Raw genomic sequence first — 25226 nt, 5'->3', positions numbered from 1 at the left:
CGTAAGGCCAGAGGGACCAGGGGGGAAACAGGGATGGGATTCTTCGACGGGCTCAGGGGCGCGCGCGCCATGCAGTTCCAGTCGGGCAACGCCTCGTCGAACGCGATCGAGCTGACCCGGCGGCAGCCGACGGTGTCGCTCGCCAAGCAGGGGGCGGTGCACGGGAACCTGCGCGTCAACCTGTCGTGGCGGATGCGTACGTCCGACATAGGGGGCCGCTCGGGTCAGGGCGGCGGGCTGCTGAGGCACCCGTTCAAGCTGTTCAAGCCGGACATGGTGCAGGCGCACACCCAGGGCATGGTCAATGTCGACCTCGACATCGGCTGCCTCTTCGAGCTCACCGACGGCACCCGGGGCGTCGTCCAGCCGCTCGGCAACCTCCACGGCGACATCAACAGCCCGCCGTACGTGAAGCTCAGCGGCGACGACCGGTTCGGGGCGCCGTCGGGCGAGACGATCTTCGTCAACCTCGACCACGCCGACGAGATCAAGCGGCTGCTCGTCTTCGTCTACATCTACGACCAGACGCCGGCCTTCGACCGGACGCACGCCCTGGTCACCCTCTACCCGAGCACCGGGCCGCGGATCGAGATCGCCCTGGACGAGCGGCATCCGCAGGCGCGCTCCTGCGCCGTGGTCTCGCTGGAGAAGGTCAAGGGCGAGCTGATGGTGCGGCGCGAGGTGAAGTTCGTGTACGGATTCCAGGCCGAGCTGGACCGCCTGTACGGGTGGGGCCTCCAGTGGGGGCGGGGCTACAAGAGCACCAAGGCCTGAACCGCGGCGGGAGCGGCGCCGGGCACCTGCCCCCGGCGCGGCCGGCGGGCCCGGCGCGCTCGGCGGGCCCGGCGCGCACCGAGCCCCGGCCCCGGACCCGGTGCGCCCGGCCCCGTGTGTGCCCGGGGCGCCTGGGAGCCGGAGGCCGTCAGCGGCGGATGAACTGGGGGCCCTGGACCGGCAGGCGGAACGTCGGGTCGCCGGCCGGGACCGGCACCGGGGCCGGGGAGACCGGCTGCGGGTACCCGTACGCGGGCGGCACGGCCGGCGGGGCCTGCGTGGGCGGCGCCGGCGGCGGGGCCGGCGGGCTCATCGCCGCCGTCCGGTCGGCGGCGGGGCCGGATGCGGCGGCCCCCGCCTCCGGGGCGTTCTCGTCCACGGAGATCCCGTGGTCGGTCGCCAGCCCCACCAGGCCGTCCGAGTAGCCCTCGCCGAGCGCGCGGAACTTCCACCCCTCGCCCCGGCGGTACAGCTCCCCGCAGATCAGCGCCGTCTCGGCGCCCGTCTCGGGCCGTACGTCGAAGTGGGCCAGCGGCTCGGAGCCGCCCGTCGAGGTGGCGTCGTAGAGCAGGATCCGCAGGTCCCGCACCCGCTCGAAGGGCACGTCCTCGGCGGAGGCGACGACCAGGATCCGGTCCACCGCAGGGGTCACGGAGCGCAGGTCCGCCTGCACGGCGTCGGTGATCCCGTCGCCGATCTGCTTCTTGCCCAGGCGCCACACGGCCCCCGAGGGGTGCCGGGGCTGGTTGTAGAAGACGAAGTCCTCGTCCGAACGCACACGCCCGTCCGCCCCCACGAGCAGCGCCGAGGCGTCCACGTCCGGTACCTCGGGGCCGGTGGTCCAGCGCAGCACCGCCCGGACCGCCACGGCGGTCACCGGGATGTTCGAGCCCTTCTGCATCGCGTGCGTCATGCCCGTCATCCTGCCCTCCCGGGCCCGGACCGGACAATGCGGCCCCCCTCCGGGCGTGTCAGCGACCTTGTCCCCGTCCGAAGACGTGGGCATGGTGCATGAGGGTTACCTGAACTTCATGTGCTTGAGGAACTCTTGAATCACATTCGTACGTACTATTACCGGCCATGCCAGATGGGCCGCCGAGGCAGTACGAGGGAAGCACATGCGTCACTTCGGGCACATAGCGCCCACGGTCCGCAAGGACCTCTTCCACCAGGAGCCGGCCGAGTTCACCGCCGCCTCCCCCGCCCGCATACTCGCCGCCGCCCTCGGGGCCACCCTCTACAGCCCCGCCACCCGCCCCGGCCTCGCCTCGGACATCCGCAAGCAGGCCGCCCGCGGGGTCGTCTCCATGGTCCTCTGCCTGGAGGATTCGATCTCCGACGCCGACGTGCGGGGCGGCGAGGACAACCTCGTCCGGCAGTTCGCCGAGCTCGACGGCGACGCCGACGAGCACCCGCTCCTGTTCATCCGGGTCCGCGAACCCGAGCAGATCCCCGACCTGGTGCGCCGGCTCGGCGGCACCGCGAGCCGACTGGCCGGATTCGTACTCCCCAAGTTCGGCGAACACCGCGGCATCGGCTTCCTCGACGCCGTCGCCGAGGCGGAGACGCGCGCCGGGCTGCCCCGGTTGTATGCCATGCCGGTCCTGGAGACCCCCGAGCTGCTGCACCTCGAAACCCGCGTCGAGACCCTCTCCGGCATCTCCCGCACGGTCAACGACTACCGCGAGCGGGTCCTGGCCCTGCGCCTCGGCGTCACCGACTTCTGCTCCGCCTACGGCCTGCGCCGCACCCCCGACATGACCGCCTACGACGTCCAGATCGTCGCGGGCGTCATCGCCGACGTCGTCAACGTGCTCAGCCGCGCCGACGGCACCGGCTTCACCGTCACCGGCCCGGTCTGGGAGTACTTCCGCAGCCAGCAGCGCCTCTTCAAGCCCCAGCTGCGCCGCAGTCCCTTCCTGGAGGAGGGCGTCGAGGAACTGCGCACCGCCCTCATCGAGCACGACCTCGACGGGCTGCTCCGCGAGATCGAGCTCGACCGGGCCAACGGGCTGCTGGGCAAGACCTGCATCCACCCCGCCCACGTCACGCCCGTCCACGCGCTGTCCGTGGTCTCCCACGAGGAATTCAGCGACGCCCAGGACATCCTGCGCCCCGAGCGCGGCGGCGGCGGGGTGCTGCGCTCCGCTTATACGAACAAAATGAACGAGGTGAAGCCCCACCGGGCCTGGGCCGAGCGCACCATGCTGCGCGCGGAGGTCTTCGGTGTGGCGAAGGAGGAGGTCGGCTTCGTCGACCTCCTGACGGCCGGGCTCCAGGTGTGAGCGGGGCCTTGACCACGGAGAGAGGCAAGAAGATCGACACGGTGTGGTCGGGAACCTGGGTCGCGGACCGGCTGGGCGTGAGCCTCCAGGAGGGCGGCGACCCGGCCGCCCCGCGGCTGGACGCCCTGCTCGGGCTGGCGCTGCGCCGCAACCCCAAGCGGGCGCACCTGCTGGTCTCGCGGGTGCTGGGCAAGCACGTCCCGCAGTCCCCGGAGGCCGTCTACGCCGCCGGGTACGGGCTCGGCGAGCGCGTCCGGGCCCTGCTGGGCGACGGGGCGGCGGCCGCCGCGGTGGTCCTCGGGTACGCGGAGACCGCCACCGGGCTCGGCCACTGCGTCGCCGACGGCCTCGCCCTCGCCCCCTACCTGCACTCCACCCGCCGCCCCGTGCCGGGCGTGGAGCCCGCCGGCGGGTTCGAGGAGGCCCACTCGCACGCCACCTCGCACCTGCTGCTGCCCGAGGACCCGGAGCTGCTCGCCGGCGGCGGGCCGCTGGTGCTGGTCGACGACGAGTTCTCCACCGGCAACACCGTGCTGAACACCATCGCCGACCTGCACGCCCGCCACCCGCGCGGGCACTACGTCGTCGTCGCCCTCGTGGACATGCGCTCCCCGGCCGACCGCGACCGGCTGACCGCCTTCGCCGAGGGCCTCGGCGCCCGCATCGACCTCGTGGCCCTGGCCCGCGGTACGGTCAGCCTCCCCGAGGGGATCCTCGCCAAGGGGCAGGCGCTGGTCGAGGAGTACGAGACCCGGGACGCGGCGGGCGACGCCGACGGCACGGCGGCCGTGGCGGGGTCCGTGGCGGGGGCTGCGTCCGGATCGCGGTCCGCCGCCGAGTCTGGGGTCGGGTTCGGGTCCGTGGCGGGGCCCGCCGCCGGGCCCGTGGCCGCCGTCGAGCGGGTCGCGCTCGGCTGGCCCGGCGGGCTCCCCGACGGGGGCCGCCACGGCTTCGCCCCCGCCGACCGCGACCGGCTGGAGGCGGCGCTGCCCGCGCTGGCCGGGCGGATCGCCGCCGCGCTGGGACCGGAGCCGGGGCGGGTCCTCGTACTCGGCAACGAGGAGCTCATGTACGCGCCGCTGCGCCTCGCGCGGGCCCTGGAGGAGTCCGGGGCCGCCCGCGAGGTGCGGTTCTCGACCACCACCCGCTCGCCCGTGCTCGCCGTCGACGACCCCGGCTACGCCATCCGCACCCGGCTCGTCTTCCCCGCCCACGACACCCCGGCCGACGGGCCCGGCGACCGGTACGCCTACAACGTCGCGGGCGCCGGGTTCGACGCGGTCGTCGCCGTCGTCGACGGGGCGGGCGACACCGCCGCGCTGCACGCCCCCGACGGGCTCCTCGCCCGGCTCGCGCCGCACACCGGCCGGGTCCTGCTGGCCGTCGTACCGTCGTACGAGCCCGTACCGGTAGCCGCGCCCCTGTCCGTACCCGTACCCGTACCCGTACCCGCACCCGTTCCCGTACTCGACCGGCAGGAGCCGATCATGTCCGAGCCCCTGCGCGGGCCCGCCTTCTCCTCGTACGCCCCCGAGGACGTCGGCTGGCTGCTCCAGGACTTCTCCGACGTCGAGCTGGAGGCCCCCACCGAGGAGCGCGAGGAGGCCATCCAGGCGGGCGGCGCCCACTACGCCGAGTCCCTGCCGGTCGAGTACCAGCCCAGCCCCGCCTACCAGGAGCTCTACCAGAGCGCGCTGACCGCCTCCGCGGCCCGAATAGCCCGGGCCGTGGGCACCGTCACCGAGACCGTCCTCGCCGAGCGGACCCCCTCCCCGGTGCTGGTCTCGCTGGCCCGCGCGGGCACCCCCGTCGGCGTGCTGATGCGCCGCTGGGCCCGGGCCCGGCACGGCCTGGACCTGCCGCACTACGCCGTCTCCATCGTGCGCGGCCGCGGCATCGACACCAACGCGCTGCGCTGGCTGGCCGCGCACCACGACCCGGCCGACATCGTCTTCGTCGACGGCTGGACCGGCAAGGGCGCGATCACCCGGGAGCTGGTCGCCGCGCTCACCGCGTTCGAGGGGTTCAACCCGGAGATCGTGGTCCTCGCCGACCCCGGCTCGTGCGTGACCACGTACGGCACCCGGGAGGACTTCCTGATCCCCTCCGCCTGCCTCAACTCCACCGTCTCCGGACTCGTCTCGCGCACGGTGCTGAGGTCCGACCTGGTCGGACCCGCCGACTTCCACGGTGCGAAGTTCTACCGCGAGCTCGCCGGAGCCGATGTCTCCGTCGGCTTCGTCGACACCGTCGCCGCCCGCTTCGACGAGGTGGCCGAGGCCGTCGACGCCGAGGTCAAGGAGCTGCTCGCGGCCGACCGCACCCCCACCTGGGAAGGCTGGGCGGCGGTGGAGCGGATCAGCGAGGAGTACGGCATCCACGACGTGAACCTCGTCAAGCCCGGCGTGGGCGAGACGACCCGCGTGCTGCTGCGCCGCGTGCCCTGGAAGATCCTGGCCCAGCGCGGGGCCGGAGCCGACCTGGACCACGTACGGCTGCTCGCCGAGCAGCGCGGGGTGCCGGTCGAGGAGGTCGACGGGCTGCCGTACACCTGTGTAGGACTCATCCACCCCCGCTTCACACGCGGCGCCACCGGCGCCGACGGAAAGGCCGTGGCCTCCAAGTGACCGTCCTGATTGCCAGTGACCTCGACCGCACGCTCATCTACTCGGCCGCCGCCCTCGGCCTGACCATGCCCGACCCGGTGGCCCCGCGGCTGCTGTGCGTCGAGGTCCACGAGAGCAAGCCGCTGTCGTACATGACGGAGACGGCGGCGGGGCTGCTGGCGGAGCTGACCGCCGAGCCCGGCGTGGTGTTCGTCCCGACGACCACCCGTACCCGCAAGCAGTACCAGCGCATCCGCTTCCCCGGGCGCCCCGCCCAGTACGCGATCTGCGCCAACGGCGGGCAGCTCCTCGTCGACGGGGTCCCCGACCGGGACTGGCGCCGCCAGGTCGCGGGGCGGCTGGCGCAGGAGTGCGCTCCGCTGGAGGAGGTGCACGCGCACCTGCTGGCCACGGCCGATCCGGCCTGGCTGCGCAAGGCGCGGCTGGCGGAGGACCTCTTCGCGTACCTGGTGGTCGAGCGGGCGCTGGTACCCGAGGAGTGGCTCAAGGCCCTCGTGGACTGGTCCGAGGCCCGCGGCTGGGCCGTCTCCCTCCAGGGACGGAAGATCTACGCCGTGCCGCGTCCGCTGACCAAGAGCGCGGCGATGCGCGAGGTGGCCCGGCGTACGGGGGCGACCGAGACCCTGGCCGCGGGCGACTCGCTGCTCGACGCGGACCTGCTGCTCGCGGCGGACCGCGCGTGGCGGCCGGGGCACGGCGAACTGGCCGACGCGGGCTGGACCGCGCCGAACGTGACGGCGCTGACGAAGGCCGGCGTCCTGGCGGGCGAGGAAATCGTGCGCGCATTCGGGCGTTCGGCCGGTGAAACGGGCCGCTGACTCGGCACACTGGGCCCATGACCAAGGGCAACAGCACCAAGATCACCGATGAGCTCTACCAGTACATGCTCGACCACAACCCCCCGCTGGACGAGATCCAGCGGGGGCTCGTGGAGACGACGTACGCGAAGTTCCCCGACGCCGCCGGAATGCAGTCGGCGCAGGAGCAGGGCCCGCTGCTGGCCTTCCTCGTCCGGCTGACGGGCGCCCGCCACATCGTCGAGGTCGGCACCTTCACCGGCTTCTCGGCCCTGTCGATGGCCCAGGCCCTCCCGGCCGGCGGCCGTCTGATCACCTGCGACGTCTCGGAGGAGTGGACGGCGTACGGCCGCGAGGCCTGGCAGGCCGCGGGGGTCTCCGACCGCGTCGAGCTGCGGATCGGCCCGGCGCTGGACACCCTGCGCGCCATGCCCGAGGAGCCGCACATCGACATGGCCTACGTGGACGCCGACAAGGAGAGCCAGATCGGCTACTGGGAGGAGCTCGTGCCGCGGCTGCGCCCGGGCGGGCTGATCGTCACCGACAACACGCTCTTCCACGGCTCGGTGCTCGACGAGAACGCCACCGGCTCGGCGGCCGGAGTCCAGGCCTTCAACCGGCACGTCGCGGGGGACACCCGCATGGACTCGGTCCTGCTGGCGATCTCGGACGGCCTGACGCTGTCGCGCAAGAAGTAGGGCCGGGCCCCGTCGGCTCAGCCGCAGCCCCCGCCACCGCAGCAGCCCCCGGACGGGGCGGGGGCCGCCGCGGCGGCGGTCCCGCCGACGGCGACGGCGGAGAGCAGCTTGACGGTGTCGGCGTGCCCGGCGGGGCAGTCGGCGGGTGCGGAGGACTCGGCCATCGGACGACTGACCTCGAAGGTGTCGTCGCAGGTCCGGCAGCGGTATTCGTAACGAGGCATGCGGCTGATGCTAGGGCCTCGCGCGCGCGGAGGTGGTCCGTTGCTCCCGGGCGGCCTGATCGGGATGACGGGCGCGCCAGTACGGGTTGTCGTGCGGCAGGGCGCTGCCGACCCGCCCGTACATCCCGAACCACATCAGCATCACGCCGACGACGAAGCTGAACAGCACGTTCTGGATCTTGAAGGCGAGGAAGTTCATCCCCGTGTCGAGCAGCGCGAGGTTCACGAAGCCGCTCGCGATGAACAGCAGGCCCAGCACGATGTTGAGGGTCGAGGCGAAGGTCCCGCCGATCACCATCCCGGCGAACAGCACGGCGCCGATGCAGATCGACAGGACGCTCAGCGCGCCGTTGGTGTTCAGGGCCAGCACGGTGTCGCCACCGGTGTCGAAGAACCCGATCCGGTCGATCAGCCCCAGGATCCCGAAGGCGACCAGCAGCAGACCGGTCAGGCCGGCGCCGACCCGGTACACCTGGCTGAGCTTGTGGTCGACGGGCAGATGATCGTCGAGCCGGGCGTTGACGGGATGCAGGGCGCGCGCGGCGCCCCGCGCGACGGCCTGGCGGAACTGGGGCGGGTCACCGACCCCGTCCCCCTCGTGGGCGACGTACGGCGCGTAGTGCTCGTGCGGCTCGGTACACCCGTACGCCGCATGGGGCGCGTACGCCTGGGGCGCGCGCGGCGGCGTCTGGGCGGTGTGGGCAGTGCGGGCAGCCATGGCGCCCTCCTCTGTTCCATTCCGACTCCCCCAGCATCCGCCCGCCCGCCCCTCAACGACAACTGCCGAACGGGATCCGTCCGCGGATGCCGCGGCCGAGGCCCGGCTTGGGTCCCAGCCCCGGGCCGGCGGCGGCGCCGGCGTCCGAGCTCCACCCAGGGGCCCCGGCCCCCTACGCGTGGCCGCGTTCCGTGCGGATCTCGTTCACCACGCGGGACACGGCGCCCCGTACGTCTTCCATCTCCTGCAGGAAATGCCAGTAGTCGGGATGCCGCCCCTCCAGGCCGGCCACCGCGCGCTCCATCCGGGCCACCGCCTCGTCCAGCGGCGCGGCGTGCCGCGGCTCGGGCACGCTGCGGCCGGCCATCGCCAGCCGCTGCGCGTCCCGGATCGCGAAACGCGTCCGCTGGACCTCCTCCTGCGGGTCCCGCGCCACCGCCTCCAGCCGGGTCAGCCGGTCCTGCGCCGCCGACACCGCCTCGTCGGTCGAGTCCAGCGCACCCCGTACCGCCTCGATCAGCGCCGTCACATCGGCCCAGCGCTGCTCCTCGCGCGCCGCGGACGCCTCCCGCAACCGCTCCTCGGCCCGGGCCACGTCCCGTACGGCCTCCTCCGGCACCTGCTGGAGGTCCTGCCAGCACGCCGCGCTGAACCGGCGCCGCAGCTCGCTCAGTACCGGATCCACCCGGTCCGCCCGGTTGCGCAGGGCCTGCGCGCGGGTCCGCAGGCTCACCAGCCGCCGGTCGATCTCCGCCGCGCGCTCCGGGAGCCGGGCCGCCTCGGCCCGTATCGCCTCCGCGTCGCGCAGGATCCGGTCCGCTCGCTGCACGGTCTCCTGCACCCCGTGCTGGGCGGCGCCCTGGTTCAGCTTGGTCAGCTCGGGCCCCAGCGCCGCCAGCCGCGCCGCGAGATCGTCGGCCCGCACGCCCTTGGCCCGTACGGCGTCGAGCGCGTCGCTGGCCGCCAGCAACGCCGCCTTGGCCCGCTCCCGCGCCGGCGCCACCCGGGCCAGCTGCGTCTCGGCCTTGTCCAGCAGCGGCTGCAGCCCCTGCGCGAACCGGTCCAGCTCGCCCTGGACCCGTACGAGCTCGTCCCGCGCCCGCGTCAGCTGCTCCCGCGCCCGCGCCGCGACGGAGCCCTCCAGATCCACCCGGTCCAGGTCGTGCGCGTCCACGGCCTCGATGTACACATGGCTGACCTCGTCGATCCGCCGGCCGAGCGCGACGAACCCCTCGGCCGCCTGCCGCGCGGCCGGCGAACCGTCCGCCGCGGCGATGGTCTCGATCGAGATCCGCAGATCCCGCTGCGCCGTGTCCAGCTCGTAGAACGCGGCCGCGGCGGCATCCTTCGCCGCCTGAGCGTCCGCCCGCCGACTCTCGTCCCGCCCGCCGAACCACCGCCGGGATGCCGTCGTCACAATCCCTCTCCCGTACCGCGTCCGCCATGCCCCGCTCCATTCTCCCCTACGGGATCAAGTTTGCGTGGGGGGTGCGCCCGCCATGTAGGCTGTCCACTCGTCCACGGGTGCGTAGCTCAGGGGTAGAGCGCTGCTCTTACAAAGCAGATGTCGGCGGTTCGAAACCGTCCGCGCCCACCAGTGAAAAGCCCCCAACCGATCTTGGTTGGGGGCTTTTGCATGCCACATCGACGCCACATCCACATCAACGGGATGGGCTGGACGCGGGCGCGTCGATGCAGACGCGAAGGCGTCTGCGGCCCCCCTTGTATCTCAGACGGCCTCGATGTTGTCGACGGCGGTCGAGATCTCCCGACCGGACGGCCCTCGGATGTAGGCGAGTTCCACCCAGTGCTCGCGGAGCACGGATGCCGACACGTTCTCGTTGATGACAGCCATCAGCTCACCCCCAAGGCCCGAGGCGATGTCCCGGACGCGCTTGCGGAGCGGGCGATGAGGCACGTATTCGTACTGCTCACTCATCGGGCGCGTCCCATCCCTTCCCGGCGGGCTCGGACCCGGCGACGGCTGCGGCAACGAGGGGAGTAAGTGATGCTGCTCATCTGTGCTGTTCAGAGTCACAGGAAGATCATGTGTCGGCACAGTCAGGGGCGGACAGGCCAGCGCGTGGGCAGAGGCTTCTAAACGATGCTCATTTCACGGTTTCGCCGCGAACGTGGCGCCGGTGGGAGGGCCGTCAGGAGCAACGGGGTTGGCTTCCGGAGGAAACCGCCCAGGTACTCCATGACGCGCTCGGGCGATGGCCGGAGGACCTGGGATTCACGATAGGCAGTACGAGGACCAGGTGGAACGCCGCACCTTCATGACCGTCACGGCCGCAGCGCTCGTACCGGGGCCGGTTGCGCCACAGCACGTGGATCCCGCGCTGATCGACTACTTCCAGTCGCAGTTGGAGGGGCACTACCGCGCCGACATGTTCCTCGGCCCTCACGATCTCATCGGGACCGTGTCCGAGCAGTACCGGTTGATCGACAAGGTCGTCCGGTCCGCACGGGGCGAGACCCGCCGTGGTCCTTCGAGTCGGTGCTGCCTACGCGGCGCTCGTCGGCTGGCTCTACCAGGACGCCGGCGATCTGGGCGCCGCCTCGTTCTGGCGGGGAGTGACGCAGGAGATAGCGGTACGGTCCCGTGACCCGCACCTGATCGGGTACTCCCTCGTCAACCAGGCTCAGGTCCGCACGGACCTGGGCGACGGCTACGGGGTCATCGACCTGTGCGAAGCTGCCCTCGACAACTCCGACCACTTGGTGCCCAAGGTGCGGATCATGGCGATGCAGCAGCAGGCTCACGGAGCCAGCCTGACGGGCGATCGCACGACCGTGGACCGGCTCATCGACGCGGCGAGCGGGCTCATCCACCGTGTGGATGACGATCTTCCCTGGGGTAACGCGTGCAGGAGGACACCCGGCTACCTGGAGGTCCAACGGGCCACGTGCTACGGCAGGCTCGGCCTCGCCCGTGAAGCCGGGGTTCTGTGGTCGCAGGTCCTCGACGCCGTTCCGTCGACGGCGCGCCGGGACCGGGGTGTGTACCTCGCCCGCAGGCCACCGCGGCGGCCGCCGGCCGTGAACCGGATCAGGCCCTGGAGATCGTACGGTCGGCTGTGGGGATCGCGGTCGAGACCGGGTCCGTACGTCTGGCCCGCGAACTCGCCACCCTGGAGCGGGCGATGAGGCCGTGGCGCGATGCCGGGGTGGGCCGGGACCTGGCCGAGATCCTGGCGCCCGTGACCGAGGGGGCATGACGTGGGAGTACCGAAGCCACTGACCGACGAAGAGATCACGGCCGCACTGACCGGACTGCCCGGCTGGGAACGCACGGGCGACGAGATCACCCGTACGTATCCGATCCGCTATCACGCGGCCGTCGCCGCCATCGTGACCATCGCGGACCGGTCCCGGCGCATTCAGCACCACGCGGACCTCGACCTGCGCATCGACAGCCTGCGCGCAACCATCACCACCCACGACGCGGGCCACGTCCTGACCCGCGCGGACTTCGACCTGGCACACCGAATCGACGCAATCGTCTCGGCCCACCAGTCCCTCCCCTTGGGCTGACCCCCGCGCCTGTCCCTCCCCAGGAAGGAGGGGCCCGGTCGAATGCCGACGGATCGATCCAAGGGGCCAGCGGCGCACATCATCTGTGCAAGGACGTTGAGGTAAGAATTTCCCTACTCCTTCAAGGCCCCCGCCGCGCACAGCGCGGATCTGATGGTGGGAAGCCCACGATGGGGCTGGCACTAGTCACCCTTCAGTGGGGCCTCCGGAGCCGTGCGCACCGGGCGGCATGATGGCCTCCATGGCCTCCGAATCCAGCAGCGCCCCTGTCGAGAGCACCCGAGTTACGACCGTGACCGATGGTGTCGCGCAAGTCTTCAGGTGGGAGGCGGACGCACGGATCGAGGTGCGGGACCTCGGGCGAGAGGTTGTGATCGAGGCGAACGCCGCGGGTCTCAGGACGCTCGCAGGGCATCTGCCCGTGCTTGCCGGCGACGGTGTTCCCGATGGGAGCCACCTGCACCTCGAAGACAGCAACGGCCTGGAGGACGGGTCCGTCGGCCTGGTTCTGGAGCGCTGCGACGACGAGTGAGGGCGCCCCGGCGGCCGTATGGAAGCTGGGCGGGGGTTGGGGGTGGGGGAGTCGGTTGGAGGTTGGGTGGGAATTAAGGGGGGATGGGCGGTTGGTTTCGGTGGGGTGCGGTGGGGGGTCGGTTCGAGCGGAGGAGGGAGTTGGAGCGGGCGCGGTTGCTCGCGCGGGTGGGGGAGGTTGGGGTTGGGCCTGAGGGGAGGGGGAAGTATGCCGATTCGGGGGCGCTGCGGGCAGAGGTGGGGGGTGACGGGTTCACCGCGCTGCTTGTTGAGTACTACGCCTACGGGCTCGCGCAGGCGCGGACCAGTTTCGTGACCAGCCAGTGGTTCGGTGCGATGGGCGGCTCCATCCTGCTGTTCGGGGTGGGCCTGGGCGTGTGGAAGGCCGAGAGCAGCGGCGAGCTGTACGTCGGGGTGGTGACCAGTTCCGTGGGGCTCGTGGTCACCGTCATCGGGCAGCTGTTCCAGCGGCGGGCCGACGCGGCCTTGCGGTACATGGCCGACCAGAGCGCCCTGCTACGGGAGGACCGGCAGGCCGCGGAAGCGATGCGGCGGGCGGTGGAGCTGCTCGAAGAGGTCGCGGACCCGGCGCTGCGGGCGCGGCTGCAGGCTGGTTTGATCATGAAATTGTCCGGCGCGGAGCTGCCCGGGTAGCGGGATAGTGGAGGTATGTGCCGCTCCATTAAGACCCTGCGCCCGCCGTCCATCCCCGAGAAGGCCACGGAGGAGGAGATCCGCGCCGCCGCGCTGCAGTACGTACGGAAGGTGTCCGGGTTCCGGACGCCCGCCGCGCACAACCAGGAGGTGTTCGCCGCGGCCGTCGACGCGATCGCCGACGCGACCCGGGACCTGCTGGAAGGCCTTCAGGTCAGGGGTGCGGCGGGCGGAGCCGCCGTCGCCACCGCCGGGGCCGCGGGTTAGGCCGACGGGTGGGTGCGGCGTCGTCGGATGATCCAGACGCCGGCGCCGAGGGAGGCCGCGACGAGGGAGCCGCCGATGGCGATCTCGCCCCGGCTCATCGAGTCCGCGCTGCCGCCCAGGCCGCCCCGCGCCGCGCCGGAGGTCACGTTCAGGGAGAGCGTGATCTGCTGGCCGCCCGCGCCGCCGCACTCGAACGTGACGGGGTACGAGCCGTTGGGGGTGTTGTTGTAGACGGTCGCGCCGCCGAACAGGTTGCTGGCCTCCAGGTTGCCCGGGGTCAGCTGGACGTCACCGAAAGCGCGGGAGGTGGCCCGGCCGGTCTTGGTGCCGCAGCCGGTGATGTTGAGGGCGACCCGGCCGCCGGGGGCCACGGAGACGGGGGACACGGTGGCCGAGGGGGCCGCGTGGGCGAGGGTGACGGGAGAGGCCGCGGCGGCGACGAGGGTCGCGGCCGCGAGACCGATGAGGCGGTGCCGGTTGCGCGTGGGGGACATGGAGACGACTCCTCGGGCTCCTCGAAACGGCGCGGCCAGGGCACGGGTGTGACGCGGATTCGGTTGCGCACCGTCTTCTGGACGTTAGGAGCCGAGCCCCGGCCCGGCGATCGGAGCCGGGTGAACGGGTGAACGGGCAGCGGGGAGCGCTATGCCGCCGGGGTCGGGGAGGGCGGCGGGCGGCGGATGAGGAACGCCGCCAGGGCGCCCGCCGCGAACAGGGCGATGACCGACACCGCGGTGCCCAGCCAGGTCGCGCCGAGCCACTGCGTGCCGAAGTAGCCGAGCGCCACGCTGTACCCGGCCCAGGCCATGCCCGCCAGCACCGACCAGGGCAGGAACTCCTTGACCTCGCGGTGCGTCTTGCCCGCGCCCAGCGAGACCACCGAACGGCCGGCCGGGGCGAACCGGGCGATCACCACCAGGGCCCCGCCGCCCCGGGCCAGGGCCGCGCCCAGGCGTTCGTGCGCCCGGGTCAGCCGACGGGAGCGGGCGATGGCGCGGTCCAGCCGGGCCCCGCCGCGCCGGGCCAGCCGGTACGCGGCCATGTCACCCAGCACCGAGGCCGTCGTGGCGATCACCAGCAGCGCCATGATGTCCGGCACCCGCTCCGGTACGGGCACGGGCACCGGTACCGGACCCGTCGCCCCGGCTGCGGCCGCCGCGGCCGCAGCGGTGATCACCAGCACCCCGCTCGGGAGCACCGGCAGGAAGACGTCGAGCAGGATGGACACCGCCACCACGGCGTAGATCCACGGGCTCGTCGTCAACGACCCCAGAGTCTCAAGCAAAACGGGACTCCCCAGTCCGGGTTGAGGTGCTTCGGCGTGAAGCGCCGCGACGTCGCGGGGGAGCGGCAGGGGCGGCTTGACAGCCACACAGCGTACGCCCGGCGTTCGCCTGCCGTACCCGCGGCCCCTGGCCCGCCACCGCCGCCTCACCTGCGGACGGGGGACCGGTTTACGGGCCCGTCAGTTCCCGGTCCAGTACGGTCACCAGCCGGGCGCCGTCGCCACCGCGGCGGCCCTTGTGCGCCTGGTCCAGCCGGAGACGGGCCGTCCGGCCCGCCAGGGCCAGCGTCATCAGCTGGTTGCCGAACCACGGCCCACTCGTACGCCGCCAGCTCACGGGCGGCCGGCCCGTCCGCCCGTGCCGCGAGAATCCGCGGCCCAGCCACCGGCCCAGCCGCGACCAGCCCAGCCGGAACCCCAGCTTCACCGCCGTGTGGATCGAGTTGTGCACCGGCGAACACGTCAGCTGGAACACCCGGGCCGTGCTCGGTATGAGGGGCTCGGCCACATACGCGTGGTGCACGTCCCCCGAAAGGACACATACCGTCGCCGGTGCCCGCGGACCCGTCCCCACCTCCTCGATCAGGTCACTGAGCGCCGCGAACGACGCCGGAAACGCCGCCCAGTGCTCCAGATCGCTGCGCCGCCGCAGGTCCTCCCCGATCCGCGCCCACCGAGGCCCGCGCTCCCCGCGGCACAACGCCGCGTTCCACGCCTCGGCGTCATGGATCAGCGGCGGCATCAGCCACGGCAGCGAGGAGCCGATCAGCAGGTGGTCGTACCCGCCGTGCCCCTCCAGCGCGTTCTCCCGGAGCCACTGCTGCTCCGCCGGGTCGAGCATCGCCCGCCCGTCCTCGGCGAGCACCCGCGCCGCCCGGGTGTCCACCATCAGCAGCCGCGACCGGCCGAAGTCACGCCGGTAGCTCCAGCGGACGGTGCCCGGATCGGTGTCCGCCGAGGACGCGAACGCCCGTAGCTCATCGGTACCGTCCGGGGACCGGCGCACCGCCCCGTACAGCGCGTCGGCCTCCAGTTCGGCGGGGGAGAGATTGCCCAGGTGCTGGTACACCCAGTACGACATCAGCCCGCCGAGCACCCGCTCCTGCCACCACGGCGTCGCGCGCATCTCCGCCAGCCACGCCGCGCTGGTGTTCCAGTCGTCCACGACGTCGTGGTCGTCGAATATCTGCAGGCTCGGCACCGTCGACAGCAGCCAGCGGATCTCCGGGTCGAGCCAGGACTCGTAGTACAGCCGGGTGTACTCCTCGTAGTCCGCGACCTGGGCACCGGGCGCCTCCCGTATGTCCCGGCGGGCCGCGATCCACCGCTTGGTCTCCCGCGACAGGTTGTCGGCGTACACCTGGTCGCCGAGCAGCAGCAGGAGATCCGGGCGCACCGCCTCCGGATCGGCGGCCAGCCGCGCCGCGAGCGTGTCCAGCGCGTCCGGACCGTGCGGCCCGCGCCCGTCGGCGGGCGGCGCGGCCTGGCGGCAGGATCCGAACGTGACCAGCAGGCCGGGCGCGGGACGGCCCGGCCCCGCGACGGCGGGCGCGGCGATGGTGCTCGGCGGGAAGGAGCTCTCGGGCAGCGGCCAGACGCGGACGCCGTCGAGCAGCACCTCGTACGCCGTGGTGTTTCCGGAGGTCAGGCCCGTCACCGGGACCAGCGCGTAGTGGTGCCCGGCTATCTGGAAGGTGCGCGCGCTCCCACCGGCCCCGTCGGCACAGCGCACCTCGGCCGTGCACGGCCGGTCCGCCTCGACCCAGATCGTGGCGGCGCCGCCCGTGTCCCAGTCGACGTAGCGCAGCAGCGGTCCCAGACGCAGTCCGGCCATGGCAACTCCCCCTCCTCCGTACCCCTTCGATCACGGTACGGCGTGGAAGGGGGGCCTGGCCTCCCCCTGGCGGGGGAGAAAGATCGGCCTCCGTTTCCAGGCTCGGGGCCTGCCCCGCGCGGGCTCCGGCCGGAGCCCGCGCGGGCCCGGGCCGGAGCCCGGCAAGTCCCTCGGGATCAGCAGCCGTTGAGGACGCCGGCCAGGGCGGTCTTCTCGCGGGAGTCCATGCTCAGGGCGTAGTACTGCTTCACCTCGACCCACATGCGGGCGTACGTACAGCGGTAGGCGGTCCGCGAGGGCAGCCACGTGCCGGGGTCCTGGTCGCCCTTGGCCTGGTTGACGTTGTCGGTGACCGCGATGAGCTGCGGGCGGGTGAGGTCGTTGGCGAACTGCTGCCGCTTGGCGGTGGTCCAGGAGTTGGCGCCGGAGCGCCAGGCCTCGGCCAGCGGGACGACGTGGTCGATGTCGAGGTCGGTGGCGACGGTCCAGGTGGCGTCGTCGTACTCGGAGTACCAGCTACCGCTGACGGCGGCGCACGAGGAGTCCTGGACGACGTTCACGCCGTCCCGCTTGAGGACGGTCTCGCGGGTGTTGCAGGCGCCCGAGACGGTGCTCCAGTGCGGGAACAGGGTGCGGCTGTACCCGCTGGTGGAGCCTTCGGTCGTCGGCGTGACCGTGGCGAGGTAGGCGCGGGCGGCGGAGGCGCTGATGGGGGCGGGCGGCGCGGCCTGGGCGGCGGGCGCGTTCACGAGGGAGGTGAGCGAGGCGAGCGCGGCGGCGGACGCGAGCACGCCGAGGCGACGCGCGTAGACGGCGGGTATGAGCGTCTTGAAGGCCATGAGGGGGCTCCGAGGGTGGGGGATGAGGGGGCGTGCGGCCCGGAAGGGGCGCGGCCATCGTGGCGCCGCCAGGTATCGCGGGGGCGGTCGCCAGGTGACAGCCTGCCGACATGTGCACGTCACATCAAGGTGTGCAAGGGTCCCCAATTAAGCGGAAGTTGATGTTCCGGGGTGTGGGGAGGGGTGTGGGGGAGGGGTGCGGGAGGGGGTGGGGGCCGGGCCGGGGGCGGACCGGGGCGGGCGGCGTCGGGACCAAAGGCCCATTACGGGCCCCCGCGCGGGTCGCGTACGCTGTGTCGAGCAGAAGGGGAGTAGCTCTTCGCCGGACCGTCGACATACTGCTGGGTCACCCAGCCGGCGCCCGGAGGCAGGCCGCGCACAGCGGTCGGCCAGCGAGACCTTCGGCCGCAGTGTCCTGTTCAGGCATCGGCGTACGCACACACGTGCGGGCGCTGACGCACCCGGGGCGCCGCCGAGCCGAAGCGACCCCTGAAACACCCCAAGGTCTCTCGGTGGCGATGGCGTCCTGCCCGACCGATAGAGGTTTCCACCCCGTGTTCAGCTTCACCGTCACGGCGATCGCCTTCGGCGTCGTCTTCCTCGCCGAACTCCCCGACAAGACGGCCCTCGCCGGTCTGATGCTCGGCACCCGCTACCGCGCGTCCTACGTCTTCGCGGGCGTCGCGGCGGCCTTCGCCGTGCACGTCTGCCTCGCCATCGCCGCCGGCAGCGTCCTCACGCTGCTCCCGCACCGGCTCGTCCAGGCGGTCGTCGGCGTCCTGTTCCTCGCGGGCGCGGCCGTGCTGCTGCTGAAGAAGAGCGACGGGGAGGAAGAGGTCAAGCCGCCGGCCGACCAGTCCTTCTGGAAGGTGTCCGGGGCCGGCTTCATGCTGATCCTGGTGGCGGAGTTCGGTGACCTGACCCAGATCATGACCGCGAACCTCGCCGCCCGGTACGACAACCCGGTCTCGGTCGGCCTCGGTGCGGTGCTGGCGCTGTGGGCGGTCGCGGGCATCGGGATCCTGGGCGGAAAGACGCTGATGAAGTACGTACCGCTGCGACTGATCACCAAGGTCGCGGCCGCGGTGATGGCGGCGCTGGCCGTGTTCTCTTTGTACGAGGCGATCGCGGGCTGAGTCTGCCGGGCCGGCCGGGCGCGGGCGGGCCGGGGCCGAGGAAGAATCCCGTTGCCGGAGGGCGGGGGCGCGGGGCACGCTCGCGGGCGTGACAGCACCTGCCGCCGCCCCCACGCCGCCGCCCGCAGCCCGGCCCGCGTCTTCCGGGCCCGCCGCGTCTCCTGTGGCCGCCGCGTCTCCTGTGGCCGCCGCGTCCCCTGGGGCCGCTGCGTTCCCCGGATCCGCTGTGTCCCCCGGGCCCGCCGGGCCTTCCGGATCCGCCGGGCCCTCCGGGGCCATGGGTTCCGGCCGGGGCTTCGGCTGGGCCAACATGTTCGTCCGCCCCGAAGAGGACACCCGCACCGACGGCGGCTTCCGGGGCGAACGGGCCACGCTCGTCGGCTACCTCCGTGACCAGCGGCTCACGCTGGAGCTGAAGTGCGCCGGCCTCGACGCCGAGGCGCTGGCGCGGCGTTCGGTGGAGCCGTCCGACCTGTCGCTGCTGGGCCTCGTGCGGCACCTCGCGGGCGTGGAGCAGAAGTGGTTCCGGGGGGTGATGGCGGGCCAGGAGATACGCCGGCACTACCGCACGCCGGACGCACCCGACGGGGAGTTCACCGGAGCGGTGGCCGACCCGGCGGTCGTCGCGGAGGCGTGGGCCGTCTGGCGTGCGGAGATCGCCTTCGCGGAGCGGCTGGTGGCCGAGGCGCCGGACCTGGACGTCGAGGGTGACGTGGACGGGGAGCGGATGGCGCTCCGCGAGGTCCTGGTCCACATGATCGAGGAGTACGCCCGCCACAACGGCCACGCGGATTTCCTGCGGGAGCGGATCGACGGGCGCGTGGGGCAGTAGCCCGCCGCCCGTGGCGGCTCCCGCCGCCGGTCGAGCGGGGCCGGAGCCGCCACGGGGGCCCGCCGGGATGCTGCGAGCTGCCGCAGACGCGTTGCGGGGCTGTGGGCCGACGATGGCGCCGCCCGAGAACACGGCCCTTGCGGCACCGCTCGTTGACCGGTTGCCCAGGGGCCGCGTGGGCGGGTGGCTCGGGCCGCGCGGCGTGGTCGCGCTGTGTCGTGTGGCGGGGATGGGTCCCGCAGGCCCGTAGGGCCCTGGCCCGGCGGGCAGGTGCGCGGGTCCATCCCACGGGCGGTGCGCGAATGGCAGGCCCGTGGCCCCCCGGCCGGCGCGGGAGGGCGGTGCTGGGCCGGGCGGCGTGCCGAGGGGTGGGGGTGGCGGGTTAGGGCTTGTCTTTCGGATCGGGCCGGATCAGGGGGTGGGGCCTGGTGCCTGCGGTCGCAAGGCGGAGGAGGGAGTCAACGCGCGGAGCGTTGGCGACCGACGGCAACGCGGCGGGCGTGCGTGCCAGGCCCCGCGAGCCCGGCCTGATCCGAAAGACAGGCCCTACGGGTGGAGGGTGAGGTGGATCTTGCCGTCCGGGGTGGGGTGGACGTGGATCGACGTCAGGTCCGGGACGTGGGCGTCCGGGGTGTGGGCGGCGGCGCGGGGGCCGACGCCGATCACGCGCATGCCGGCGGCCTTGCCCGCGGCTATGCCGGCGCCCGAGTCTTCGAAGACCACGCACTGCGCCGGGTCCACGCCCAGCTCGGCCGCGCCCTTGAGGAAGCCCTCCGGGTCGGGCTTGCTGGCCGAGACGGACTCGGCGGTCACGCGGACGCGCGGCATCGGCAGGCCGGCCGCCGTCATGCGGGTCGCGGCCAGGGCGGCGTCCGCGGAGGTGACCAGGGCGTGCGGCAGGTCGGCGATGGCCGCCATGAACTCCGGGGCGCCGCCGACCGGGATCACGCCGTCGGTGTCGGCGGTCTCGCGGGCGAGCATCACGGCGTTCTCCGCGTGGTTCTGCTCCATCGGGCGCTCGGGGAGCAGGATGGCCATCGTGGCGTAGCCCTGGCGGCCGTGGACCACCTTGAGGGCGGCCTCGGGGTCCAGCCCGTGGGACACCGCCCAGTCGCGCCAGCAGCGCTCGACCACCGCGTCGGAGTTCACGATCGTGCCGTCCATGTCCAGGAGCAGGGCCTTGGCGGTCAGGACGACAGGGGCGGCGGTGGCGGTGTGGGCCGACATCGGCAGGTGCTCCAGACGGGGCGGGAAAAGAGAACAAGCGGTTCCGTCCACCGGTCAGGGATTGAGGACGGAACCACTTTGTTCCTACACGATACAAAACCGAGGGGGCTTACGCCAATCGGCTAGCCCTCCAGGGCCTTCCGGGTCGCCGGACCGTAGACGCCCCAAGGGTCTTCGACGATTTCGTGCCGCCACTGGAACTCCGACACCGCGTTCTCCGTGCGGTCGTCGTACATGCCGTTGAACTTGCCCCGGTACAGGCGCGCCGACGCCAGCAGGCGCTGGAGCCGCTCCACCTCCGCGCCCGAATCCCCGTACTGCAGGCTCTGCGCCGGAGCCGGCTTCGGCGCCTGGGAGCTCGGGGCGCGGCTCGCCGACGCGCTCGGGGACGGGGGCGCCGAGGGGCGCGAAGCGCTCGCGGAAGGTGACGGCGACGCCGAACGGGAGGCGCTCGCCGAGGGGGACGGCGACGTCGAACGGGAGGCCGAGGCGGACGGGCTGCGCTTCGGGCTCGCCGAGGCCTTCGACGGTGCGGCCGGGGCCGCGTTCACGACGGGCGCCGACGGCTTCGGGTCGCTCAGCGCCGCGTCACTCTCCCCGGAGTCCCCGAACGCGCCCATCGCCAGGGCGGCGCCCGACCCCAGGACGACCACGGCGGCCGCGCCGAGTGCCAGAGGCAGCAGGCGACGGCGGCCGCGGGAAGCCGGAGCGGACTGTCCGCCCGGGCCCGGCGGCGTTGGTGTCGGCGCCGGGGCCGGCGGGACGGACCGGAGCGGGACCGTCTCGTCCGGCCATGCCGGATGCGTCGGCGCTACGGGGGGCATCCCGAACGCCGGGGTGTCCGCCTGCCCCGGAGCCGCCTCGGTGCCGGCGGCCGGGCGGGCCGGGGTCACCGCCCCGCGTACCGACTGTGCGGGAGGCGGCCCGTCCCCCTGGCCCGGGTCGGGCAGCGACACGTACGGACGGATGCGCAGGGGGTCGAAGCGCGCCTGGGGCGCGCACCCGCACTCGACGCCCACGGCGTCGCAATTTGGACAGCGCTCAACGCTCACTGAAACCCTCCCTGGCCACTTGCCTGCGATTATGCAGACCCGCAGGGGCCCGCCCAACCGCCCGAGAGGCCATAACCGGACACACCGCTCAGGATGGAGATGTTGATTCGGCCAGAGGAGGACTCGATGGCTCAGGATCTGACAGCGTCCGCCGTGGGCCCCGGCCCCGAGCCGCGCAACTCCGGACCCGCCGCCGAACACGCCTCCCGCGAGGTACTCGTCTCCATCGGCGCCCTGCTGCTCGGCCTGCTGATCGCCGCGCTCGACCAGACGATCGTCTCCACCGCCCTGCCGACGATCGTCAGCGACCTCGGCGGGATGGACCACCTGTCCTGGGTGGTCACCGCCTACATACTCGCCTCCACCGCCGCCACACCCCTGTGGGGCAAGCTCGGCGACCAGTACGGCCGCAAGAAGCTCTTCCAGTACGCCATCGTCATCTTCCTGATCGGCTCGGTCCTCTGCGGCATCGCCCAGGACATGCCCCAGCTCATCGGCTTCCGCGCGCTCCAGGGCCTGGGCGGCGGCGGGCTGATCGTGCTGTCGATGGCGATCGTGGGCGACATCGTCCCGCCCCGCGAACGCGGCCGGTACCAGGGCCTCTTCGGAGCCGTGTTCGGCGCGGCCAGCGTGCTCGGCCCGCTGCTCGGCGGCCTGTTCGTGGACCAGCTCTCCTGGCGCTGGGTGTTCTACATCAACCTCCCCATCGGTCTCGTCGCGCTCGTCGTCATCGCCGCCGTGCTGCGCATCCCGGCGCGCTCCGAAAAGCACACCATCGACTACCTCGGCACCTCCCTCATCGCCGGCGTCGCCACCTGCCTCGTGCTCGTCGCCTCCCTCGGCGGCACCTGGGGCTGGGGTTCGACCCGGATCATCGGTCTCGCCGTCCTCGGCGTCATCCTCCTCGGCGCCTTCCTCTTCGTGGAACGGCGGGCCGTCGAACCGGTCCTGCCGCTCAGCCTGTTCGGCAGGCGCACCTTCACCCTCTGTTCGGTGATCAGCTTCATCGTCGGGTTCGCGATGTTCGGTGCGATGGTCTACCTGCCGACCTTCCTCCAGATCGTGCGAGGGGTCTCGCCGACCATGTCCGGCGTCCACATGCTGCCGATGGTGTTCGGCATGCTCATCGCCTCCACCGGCTCCGGCCAGATCGTCAGCCGCACCGGGCACTGGAAGGTCTTCCCGATCGCCGGCACGGGTGTGACCGCCGTCGGTCTGCTCCTGCTGCACCAGTTGCAGCGCACCAGCAGCGACTGGGAGATGGGCGCGTACTTCTTCGTCTTCGGATTCGGACTCGGTCTGGTCATGCAGGTGCTCGTCCTGGCGGTGCAGAACGCGGTCAGCTACGCCGACCTCGGCGTCGCCACCTCCGGTGCCACCTTCTTCCGCTCCATCGGCGCCTCCTTCGGCGTCGCCATCTTCGGCACGGTCTTCAACCACAGGCTCGGCGACATGCTGTCCACCTCCCTCGCGGGCGTCGCCCTGCCGCCCGGCGTGAGCATCGCCCAGCTGGAGGCCGATCCCCGGGCCATCGCCCAACTGCCGGCCAACCTGCAGCCCCAGGTGCTCGACGCCTACTCCTCGGCGATCACCGGCGTCTTCCTCTACGCGGTACCCGTGGTGCTCGTCGCCTTCGTGGTCGCCTGGTTCCTGAAGGAGGACAAGCTCCGCGGTTCGGTCACCGCACCCGATGTGACCGAGACGCTCGCCTCCAACCCCGTCCAGCGCACCTCCCGCGAAGAGGTCGCCCGCGCCCTGTCGGTGCTCGGGACCCGCGAGGGCCGCCACCACGTCTACGAGAAGATCACCGAGAAGGCCGGCTACGACCTGATCCCCGCCGCGAGCTGGCTGCTGCTGCGGATCGGCAAGTACGGATCGGTGGATCCGGCGGTCCTCGCGGAACGCACCTCCGTACCGATCCGGGCCATCACGGACGCCGCCCGCCAGGTCGAGGAACGCGGCCTCGGCGTCCGCGACGGGATGTCGCTGATCCTGACCGAGCGGGGACGCCTGGCCACCGCCAAGCTGGCCGCCGCCCGGCGGGAGTCGCTCGCCGAGCTGCTCGGCGACTGGTGGGGCCCCGACCGCCCCACCGACCTGGTGAAGCTGGTCGAGGAGATCAACGCGGAGCTCTGCGGATCCGACGCCGAAGAACCGTACGAACACCTGGCGCGCCGGGACCACGCCGCCCACTGACCGGTACCCGCCGGGAGCGGGCTCCGTGGGACCTCGCCGGTCAGACCAGGGGCTTCTCGAACCAGTGCTCCGCATACGGCCCGGAGTTGTACGCGGGTATTTCCCGGTACCCGTGCCGCGCGTACAGGGCGCGGGCCTCCACCAGGTCCGACCGGGTGTCCAGGCGGACCCGCTCGGCCCCGAGGGCCCGGCCGGCCTCCTCCAGCGCGGCGAGCAGCGCCGCCCCGCCGCCCGCGCCGCGGGCGCGCGGGTCCACGTACACCCGGGTGAGCTCGACGGTGCGCGGGTCGAGGACCCGTATGCCCCCGCAGGCCAGGGCCTCGCCGGCGAGCCGGCCCACCACGAACCGGCCGGTCGGCGGGACGAGCCCGTCGTCCGGGTCGTCCGCGAGGCCCCGGTCGATCTCGGCCTCGGTCGCGGGCCGCTTCCAGTACCGGCCGGCCACCTCCGCGTAGTACGCGCGGCGCAGGGCGATGGCGTCGGGGGTGTCGATGCGCTCCGGGACGACCGCCCACGCGGTGGCGCCGGCCTCGTCGATGTCGGGAGCGTCTGGGGTGCCGAGGGGGGTGTCGGGGGTGCCGGGGGACAGGAGGGTGGCGAAGGTCGCGTCGCTGGTCATGCCGTCATTGTGGGGCGGCCGCGCCGTTCCCCGCGTGGAATATCCACAGGCACGGGCCGATGATAGGAAAAAGGGCAAACCGTGCACGCGAAGGGTGGGTACCGTCATGTCGGAGCATCCGGACTGTGCCCTGGTACGCCGCTGCTACGAGGCGTTCGGCCAGGGCGACATGGACAAGCTGGGCTCGATGATGACGGCCGACGTCATCCACCACGTGCCCGGCAACAACCCCCTCTCGGGGCACCACAAGGGGCGGGAAGGGGTCATGGACTTCTACCGCCGCCTCGGTGAGGAGACGAACGGGACCTTCCGGGTCGAGCTGGGACCGGTCCTGGTGGACGGCCGCGGCCACGTGATGAGCTTCCACACCGTCTACGCCGACCGGGGCGACCGCGGGATCGAGATCGGTGAGGGCCTCTTCTTCACCATCGTCGGCGGGAAGATCACCGACATCGACGGGTGCATCGCGGACATCGACGAGAGCGACGCCTTCTGGAGCTGACGGCCAGAGCCGAGTACACCCGCCCGCGGGGCCCGGGGACGCGACGCCGACGCGACGACGCCGACGCGACGACGCCGACGCCCCCCGGGCCCGCTCGTCCTTCGTCAGGCCTGCTTCGGGCCCGTCTGCTGCACGACCTCGAACGACCACACCGTCGACCCCGTGGCAGCCGGCTTCGGACGGTCACCGCCCGCCGCGCCGCCGCCCTGGTGAGCGGCCTTCATCGGCCCCTCCATCCACGCCTGGAAGTCCTCCTCGGAACGCCACCGCGTGTACACGAGGTACTGGTCGGTGCCCTCGACGGGCCGCAGCAGCTCGAACCACTCGAACCCGTCCGACCCCTCCACGGCGCCCGCCCGCGAGGCGAAGCGCTGCTCCAGCACCTCCCGCTGCTCGGCGGGGACGGTCAGCGCGTTGATCTTCACGATGCTCATGACCGACATCCTAGGTATCCCGTGGGGGATATCGTCGTCCGAGGTAATGACGTGGTGCGTGAAACGCGGCAGCCAGGCGAAGACAAGGTTGCGTTCAACAGGGCGGGAGGCCGGCGAGGCGTGGCTAACGCGGCGGAGCACAGCGGGGCGAACGGACA

The 25226-nt window shown here is 72.7% G+C and carries 27 protein-coding genes and 1 tRNA gene; 15 read left to right on the top strand and 13 right to left on the bottom strand.

Translation table 11 applies throughout. The annotated features are described in order from the left end of the window. The first annotated feature begins 33 nt into the window (after positions 1-33). Positions 34-774: a hypothetical protein gene (locus tag EES41_RS12630; RefSeq protein WP_008739112.1), complete on the top strand. Its 741-nt coding sequence runs from the start codon at positions 34-36 to the stop codon at positions 772-774. 148 nt (positions 775-922) lie between these two features. Here EES41_RS12630 and EES41_RS12625 read toward each other — a convergent pair whose 3' ends face one another. Next, positions 923-1687 (bottom strand): TerD family protein, encoded by a 765-nt coding sequence (locus tag EES41_RS12625; protein WP_123078120.1) that lies wholly within the window; start codon positions 1685-1687, stop codon positions 923-925. A 205-nt stretch (positions 1688-1892) separates the two neighbouring features. Between EES41_RS12625 and EES41_RS12620 the strand changes: the two genes are divergently transcribed. Genes EES41_RS12620 through EES41_RS12605 form a run of 4 tightly spaced genes read left to right on the top strand, consistent with a single transcriptional unit; the run spans position 1893 to position 7181 of the window. Then, positions 1893-3059, top strand: coding sequence for an HpcH/HpaI aldolase/citrate lyase family protein (locus tag EES41_RS12620; protein WP_123078118.1), 1167 nt, complete (start codon positions 1893-1895; stop codon positions 3057-3059). A gap of 32 nt (positions 3060-3091) precedes the next feature. Continuing rightward, the gene (locus tag EES41_RS12615) at positions 3092-5686 is read left to right on the top strand and encodes a phosphoribosyltransferase (RefSeq protein ID WP_123082419.1); all 2595 of its coding nucleotides are present in this window, start codon (positions 3092-3094) and stop codon (positions 5684-5686) included. Further along, complete coding sequence (locus EES41_RS12610) at positions 5683-6504, top strand: HAD family hydrolase (RefSeq protein ID WP_123078116.1); 822 nt, start codon at positions 5683-5685, stop codon at positions 6502-6504. Before EES41_RS12615 ends, EES41_RS12610 begins: the two co-directional genes overlap by 4 nt. Positions 6505-6521: 17 nt before the next feature. Further along, positions 6522-7181: an O-methyltransferase gene (locus EES41_RS12605; protein WP_123078114.1), complete on the top strand. Its 660-nt coding sequence runs from the start codon at positions 6522-6524 to the stop codon at positions 7179-7181. Positions 7182-7198: 17 nt separating this feature from the next. On the opposite strand, the gene EES41_RS12600 is transcribed toward EES41_RS12605, so the two are convergent. From EES41_RS12600 to EES41_RS12590, 3 genes are all read right to left on the bottom strand, one after another. Continuing rightward, the gene (locus EES41_RS12600) at positions 7199-7405 is read right to left on the bottom strand and encodes a zinc ribbon domain-containing protein (protein ID WP_008739105.1); all 207 of its coding nucleotides are present in this window, start codon (positions 7403-7405) and stop codon (positions 7199-7201) included. A 10-nt stretch (positions 7406-7415) separates the two neighbouring features. Further along, positions 7416-8123, bottom strand: a complete 708-nt coding sequence (locus EES41_RS12595; RefSeq protein ID WP_174261680.1) for a DUF4383 domain-containing protein — start codon at positions 8121-8123, stop codon at positions 7416-7418. A gap of 172 nt (positions 8124-8295) precedes the next feature. Then, the gene (locus EES41_RS12590; RefSeq protein WP_254211421.1) at positions 8296-9540 is read right to left on the bottom strand and encodes a hypothetical protein; all 1245 of its coding nucleotides are present in this window, start codon (positions 9538-9540) and stop codon (positions 8296-8298) included. A 105-nt stretch (positions 9541-9645) separates the two neighbouring features. Here EES41_RS12590 and EES41_RS12585 point away from each other — a divergent pair. Further along, a tRNA-Val gene (locus EES41_RS12585) sits at positions 9646-9720 on the top strand. A 132-nt stretch (positions 9721-9852) separates the two neighbouring features. Here the strand turns inward: EES41_RS12585 and EES41_RS12580 are convergent. After that, a complete protein-coding gene (locus EES41_RS12580; protein WP_123078109.1) occupies positions 9853-10062 on the bottom strand; it encodes a hypothetical protein in 210 nt (69 codons plus the stop codon). A 545-nt stretch (positions 10063-10607) separates the two neighbouring features. Between EES41_RS12580 and EES41_RS42940 the strand changes: the two genes are divergently transcribed. The 5 genes from EES41_RS42940 to EES41_RS12555 all read left to right on the top strand — a co-directional run bounded on the left by EES41_RS42940 (position 10608) and on the right by EES41_RS12555 (position 13112). Beyond that, positions 10608-11273: a hypothetical protein gene (locus EES41_RS42940; RefSeq protein ID WP_254211420.1), complete on the top strand. Its 666-nt coding sequence runs from the start codon at positions 10608-10610 to the stop codon at positions 11271-11273. Between the two features lie 72 nt (positions 11274-11345). Further along, entirely contained in the window at positions 11346-11660 is a 315-nt protein-coding gene (locus EES41_RS12570) for a 4a-hydroxytetrahydrobiopterin dehydratase (protein ID WP_123078107.1), read from the top strand. A gap of 241 nt (positions 11661-11901) precedes the next feature. Beyond that, positions 11902-12192 (top strand): hypothetical protein, encoded by a 291-nt coding sequence (locus EES41_RS12565; RefSeq protein WP_174261679.1) that lies wholly within the window; start codon positions 11902-11904, stop codon positions 12190-12192. A gap of 236 nt (positions 12193-12428) precedes the next feature. After that, positions 12429-12845: a hypothetical protein gene (locus EES41_RS12560; RefSeq protein ID WP_254211419.1), complete on the top strand. Its 417-nt coding sequence runs from the start codon at positions 12429-12431 to the stop codon at positions 12843-12845. A gap of 15 nt (positions 12846-12860) precedes the next feature. Then, positions 12861-13112, top strand: a complete 252-nt coding sequence (locus EES41_RS12555; RefSeq protein WP_123078103.1) for a DUF2277 domain-containing protein — start codon at positions 12861-12863, stop codon at positions 13110-13112. Here the strand turns inward: EES41_RS12555 and EES41_RS12550 are convergent. The 4 genes from EES41_RS12550 to EES41_RS12535 all read right to left on the bottom strand — a co-directional run bounded on the left by EES41_RS12550 (position 13109) and on the right by EES41_RS12535 (position 17052). Further along, complete coding sequence (locus EES41_RS12550) at positions 13109-13606, bottom strand: hypothetical protein (RefSeq protein WP_123078101.1); 498 nt, start codon at positions 13604-13606, stop codon at positions 13109-13111. The two genes, EES41_RS12555 and EES41_RS12550, sit on opposite strands and share 4 nt — an antisense overlap. 149 nt (positions 13607-13755) lie before the next feature. After that, positions 13756-14397, bottom strand: a complete 642-nt coding sequence (locus EES41_RS12545) for a DedA family protein (protein ID WP_123078099.1) — start codon at positions 14395-14397, stop codon at positions 13756-13758. Between the two features lie 169 nt (positions 14398-14566). Continuing rightward, a complete protein-coding gene (locus tag EES41_RS12540; protein ID WP_123078097.1) occupies positions 14567-16231 on the bottom strand; it encodes an alkaline phosphatase D family protein in 1665 nt (554 codons plus the stop codon). Positions 16232-16407: 176 nt separating this feature from the next. Next, entirely contained in the window at positions 16408-17052 is a 645-nt protein-coding gene (locus EES41_RS12535; RefSeq protein ID WP_123082416.1) for an HNH endonuclease family protein, read from the bottom strand. A gap of 572 nt (positions 17053-17624) precedes the next feature. Between EES41_RS12535 and EES41_RS12530 the strand changes: the two genes are divergently transcribed. Then, positions 17625-18206 carry a TMEM165/GDT1 family protein gene (locus tag EES41_RS12530; RefSeq protein ID WP_123078095.1) on the top strand — a complete coding sequence of 194 codons (582 nt, stop codon included), beginning with the start codon at positions 17625-17627 and terminating at the stop codon, positions 18204-18206. 310 nt (positions 18207-18516) lie between these two features. Next, positions 18517-19038, top strand: coding sequence for a DinB family protein (locus EES41_RS12525; protein ID WP_123082415.1), 522 nt, complete (start codon positions 18517-18519; stop codon positions 19036-19038). Between the two features lie 546 nt (positions 19039-19584). Here the strand turns inward: EES41_RS12525 and EES41_RS12520 are convergent. Then, entirely contained in the window at positions 19585-20265 is a 681-nt protein-coding gene (locus tag EES41_RS12520) for an HAD-IA family hydrolase (RefSeq protein ID WP_123078093.1), read from the bottom strand. Between the two features lie 122 nt (positions 20266-20387). Next, a complete protein-coding gene (locus tag EES41_RS12515; RefSeq protein WP_164495817.1) occupies positions 20388-21317 on the bottom strand; it encodes a peptidoglycan-binding protein in 930 nt (309 codons plus the stop codon). 126 nt (positions 21318-21443) lie between these two features. Here EES41_RS12515 and EES41_RS12510 point away from each other — a divergent pair, with 126 nt between their 5' ends. After that, positions 21444-23513, top strand: a complete 2070-nt coding sequence (locus EES41_RS12510; protein ID WP_123078089.1) for an MFS transporter — start codon at positions 21444-21446, stop codon at positions 23511-23513. A gap of 40 nt (positions 23514-23553) precedes the next feature. Here the strand turns inward: EES41_RS12510 and EES41_RS12505 are convergent, their stop codons facing one another. After that, positions 23554-24132, bottom strand: a complete 579-nt coding sequence (locus EES41_RS12505; RefSeq protein WP_254211418.1) for a GNAT family N-acetyltransferase — start codon at positions 24130-24132, stop codon at positions 23554-23556. A 106-nt stretch (positions 24133-24238) separates the two neighbouring features. Between EES41_RS12505 and EES41_RS12500 the strand changes: the two genes are divergently transcribed. Beyond that, positions 24239-24634 (top strand): nuclear transport factor 2 family protein, encoded by a 396-nt coding sequence (locus tag EES41_RS12500; RefSeq protein ID WP_123082413.1) that lies wholly within the window; start codon positions 24239-24241, stop codon positions 24632-24634. Between the two features lie 104 nt (positions 24635-24738). Here EES41_RS12500 and EES41_RS12495 read toward each other — a convergent pair whose 3' ends face one another. Then, a complete protein-coding gene (locus EES41_RS12495) occupies positions 24739-25068 on the bottom strand; it encodes an antibiotic biosynthesis monooxygenase (RefSeq protein ID WP_123082412.1) in 330 nt (109 codons plus the stop codon). Positions 25069-25226: the final 158 nt, after the last annotated feature.

Origin of the sequence: Streptomyces sp. ADI95-16 (genome assembly GCF_003721495.1) — a bacterium.
Lineage (GTDB): Bacteria > Actinomycetota > Actinomycetes > Streptomycetales > Streptomycetaceae > Streptomyces > Streptomyces goshikiensis.
The sequence above is the reverse complement of the archived record's forward strand: the minus strand, read 5'-3'. Positions and strand labels throughout refer to the sequence as shown.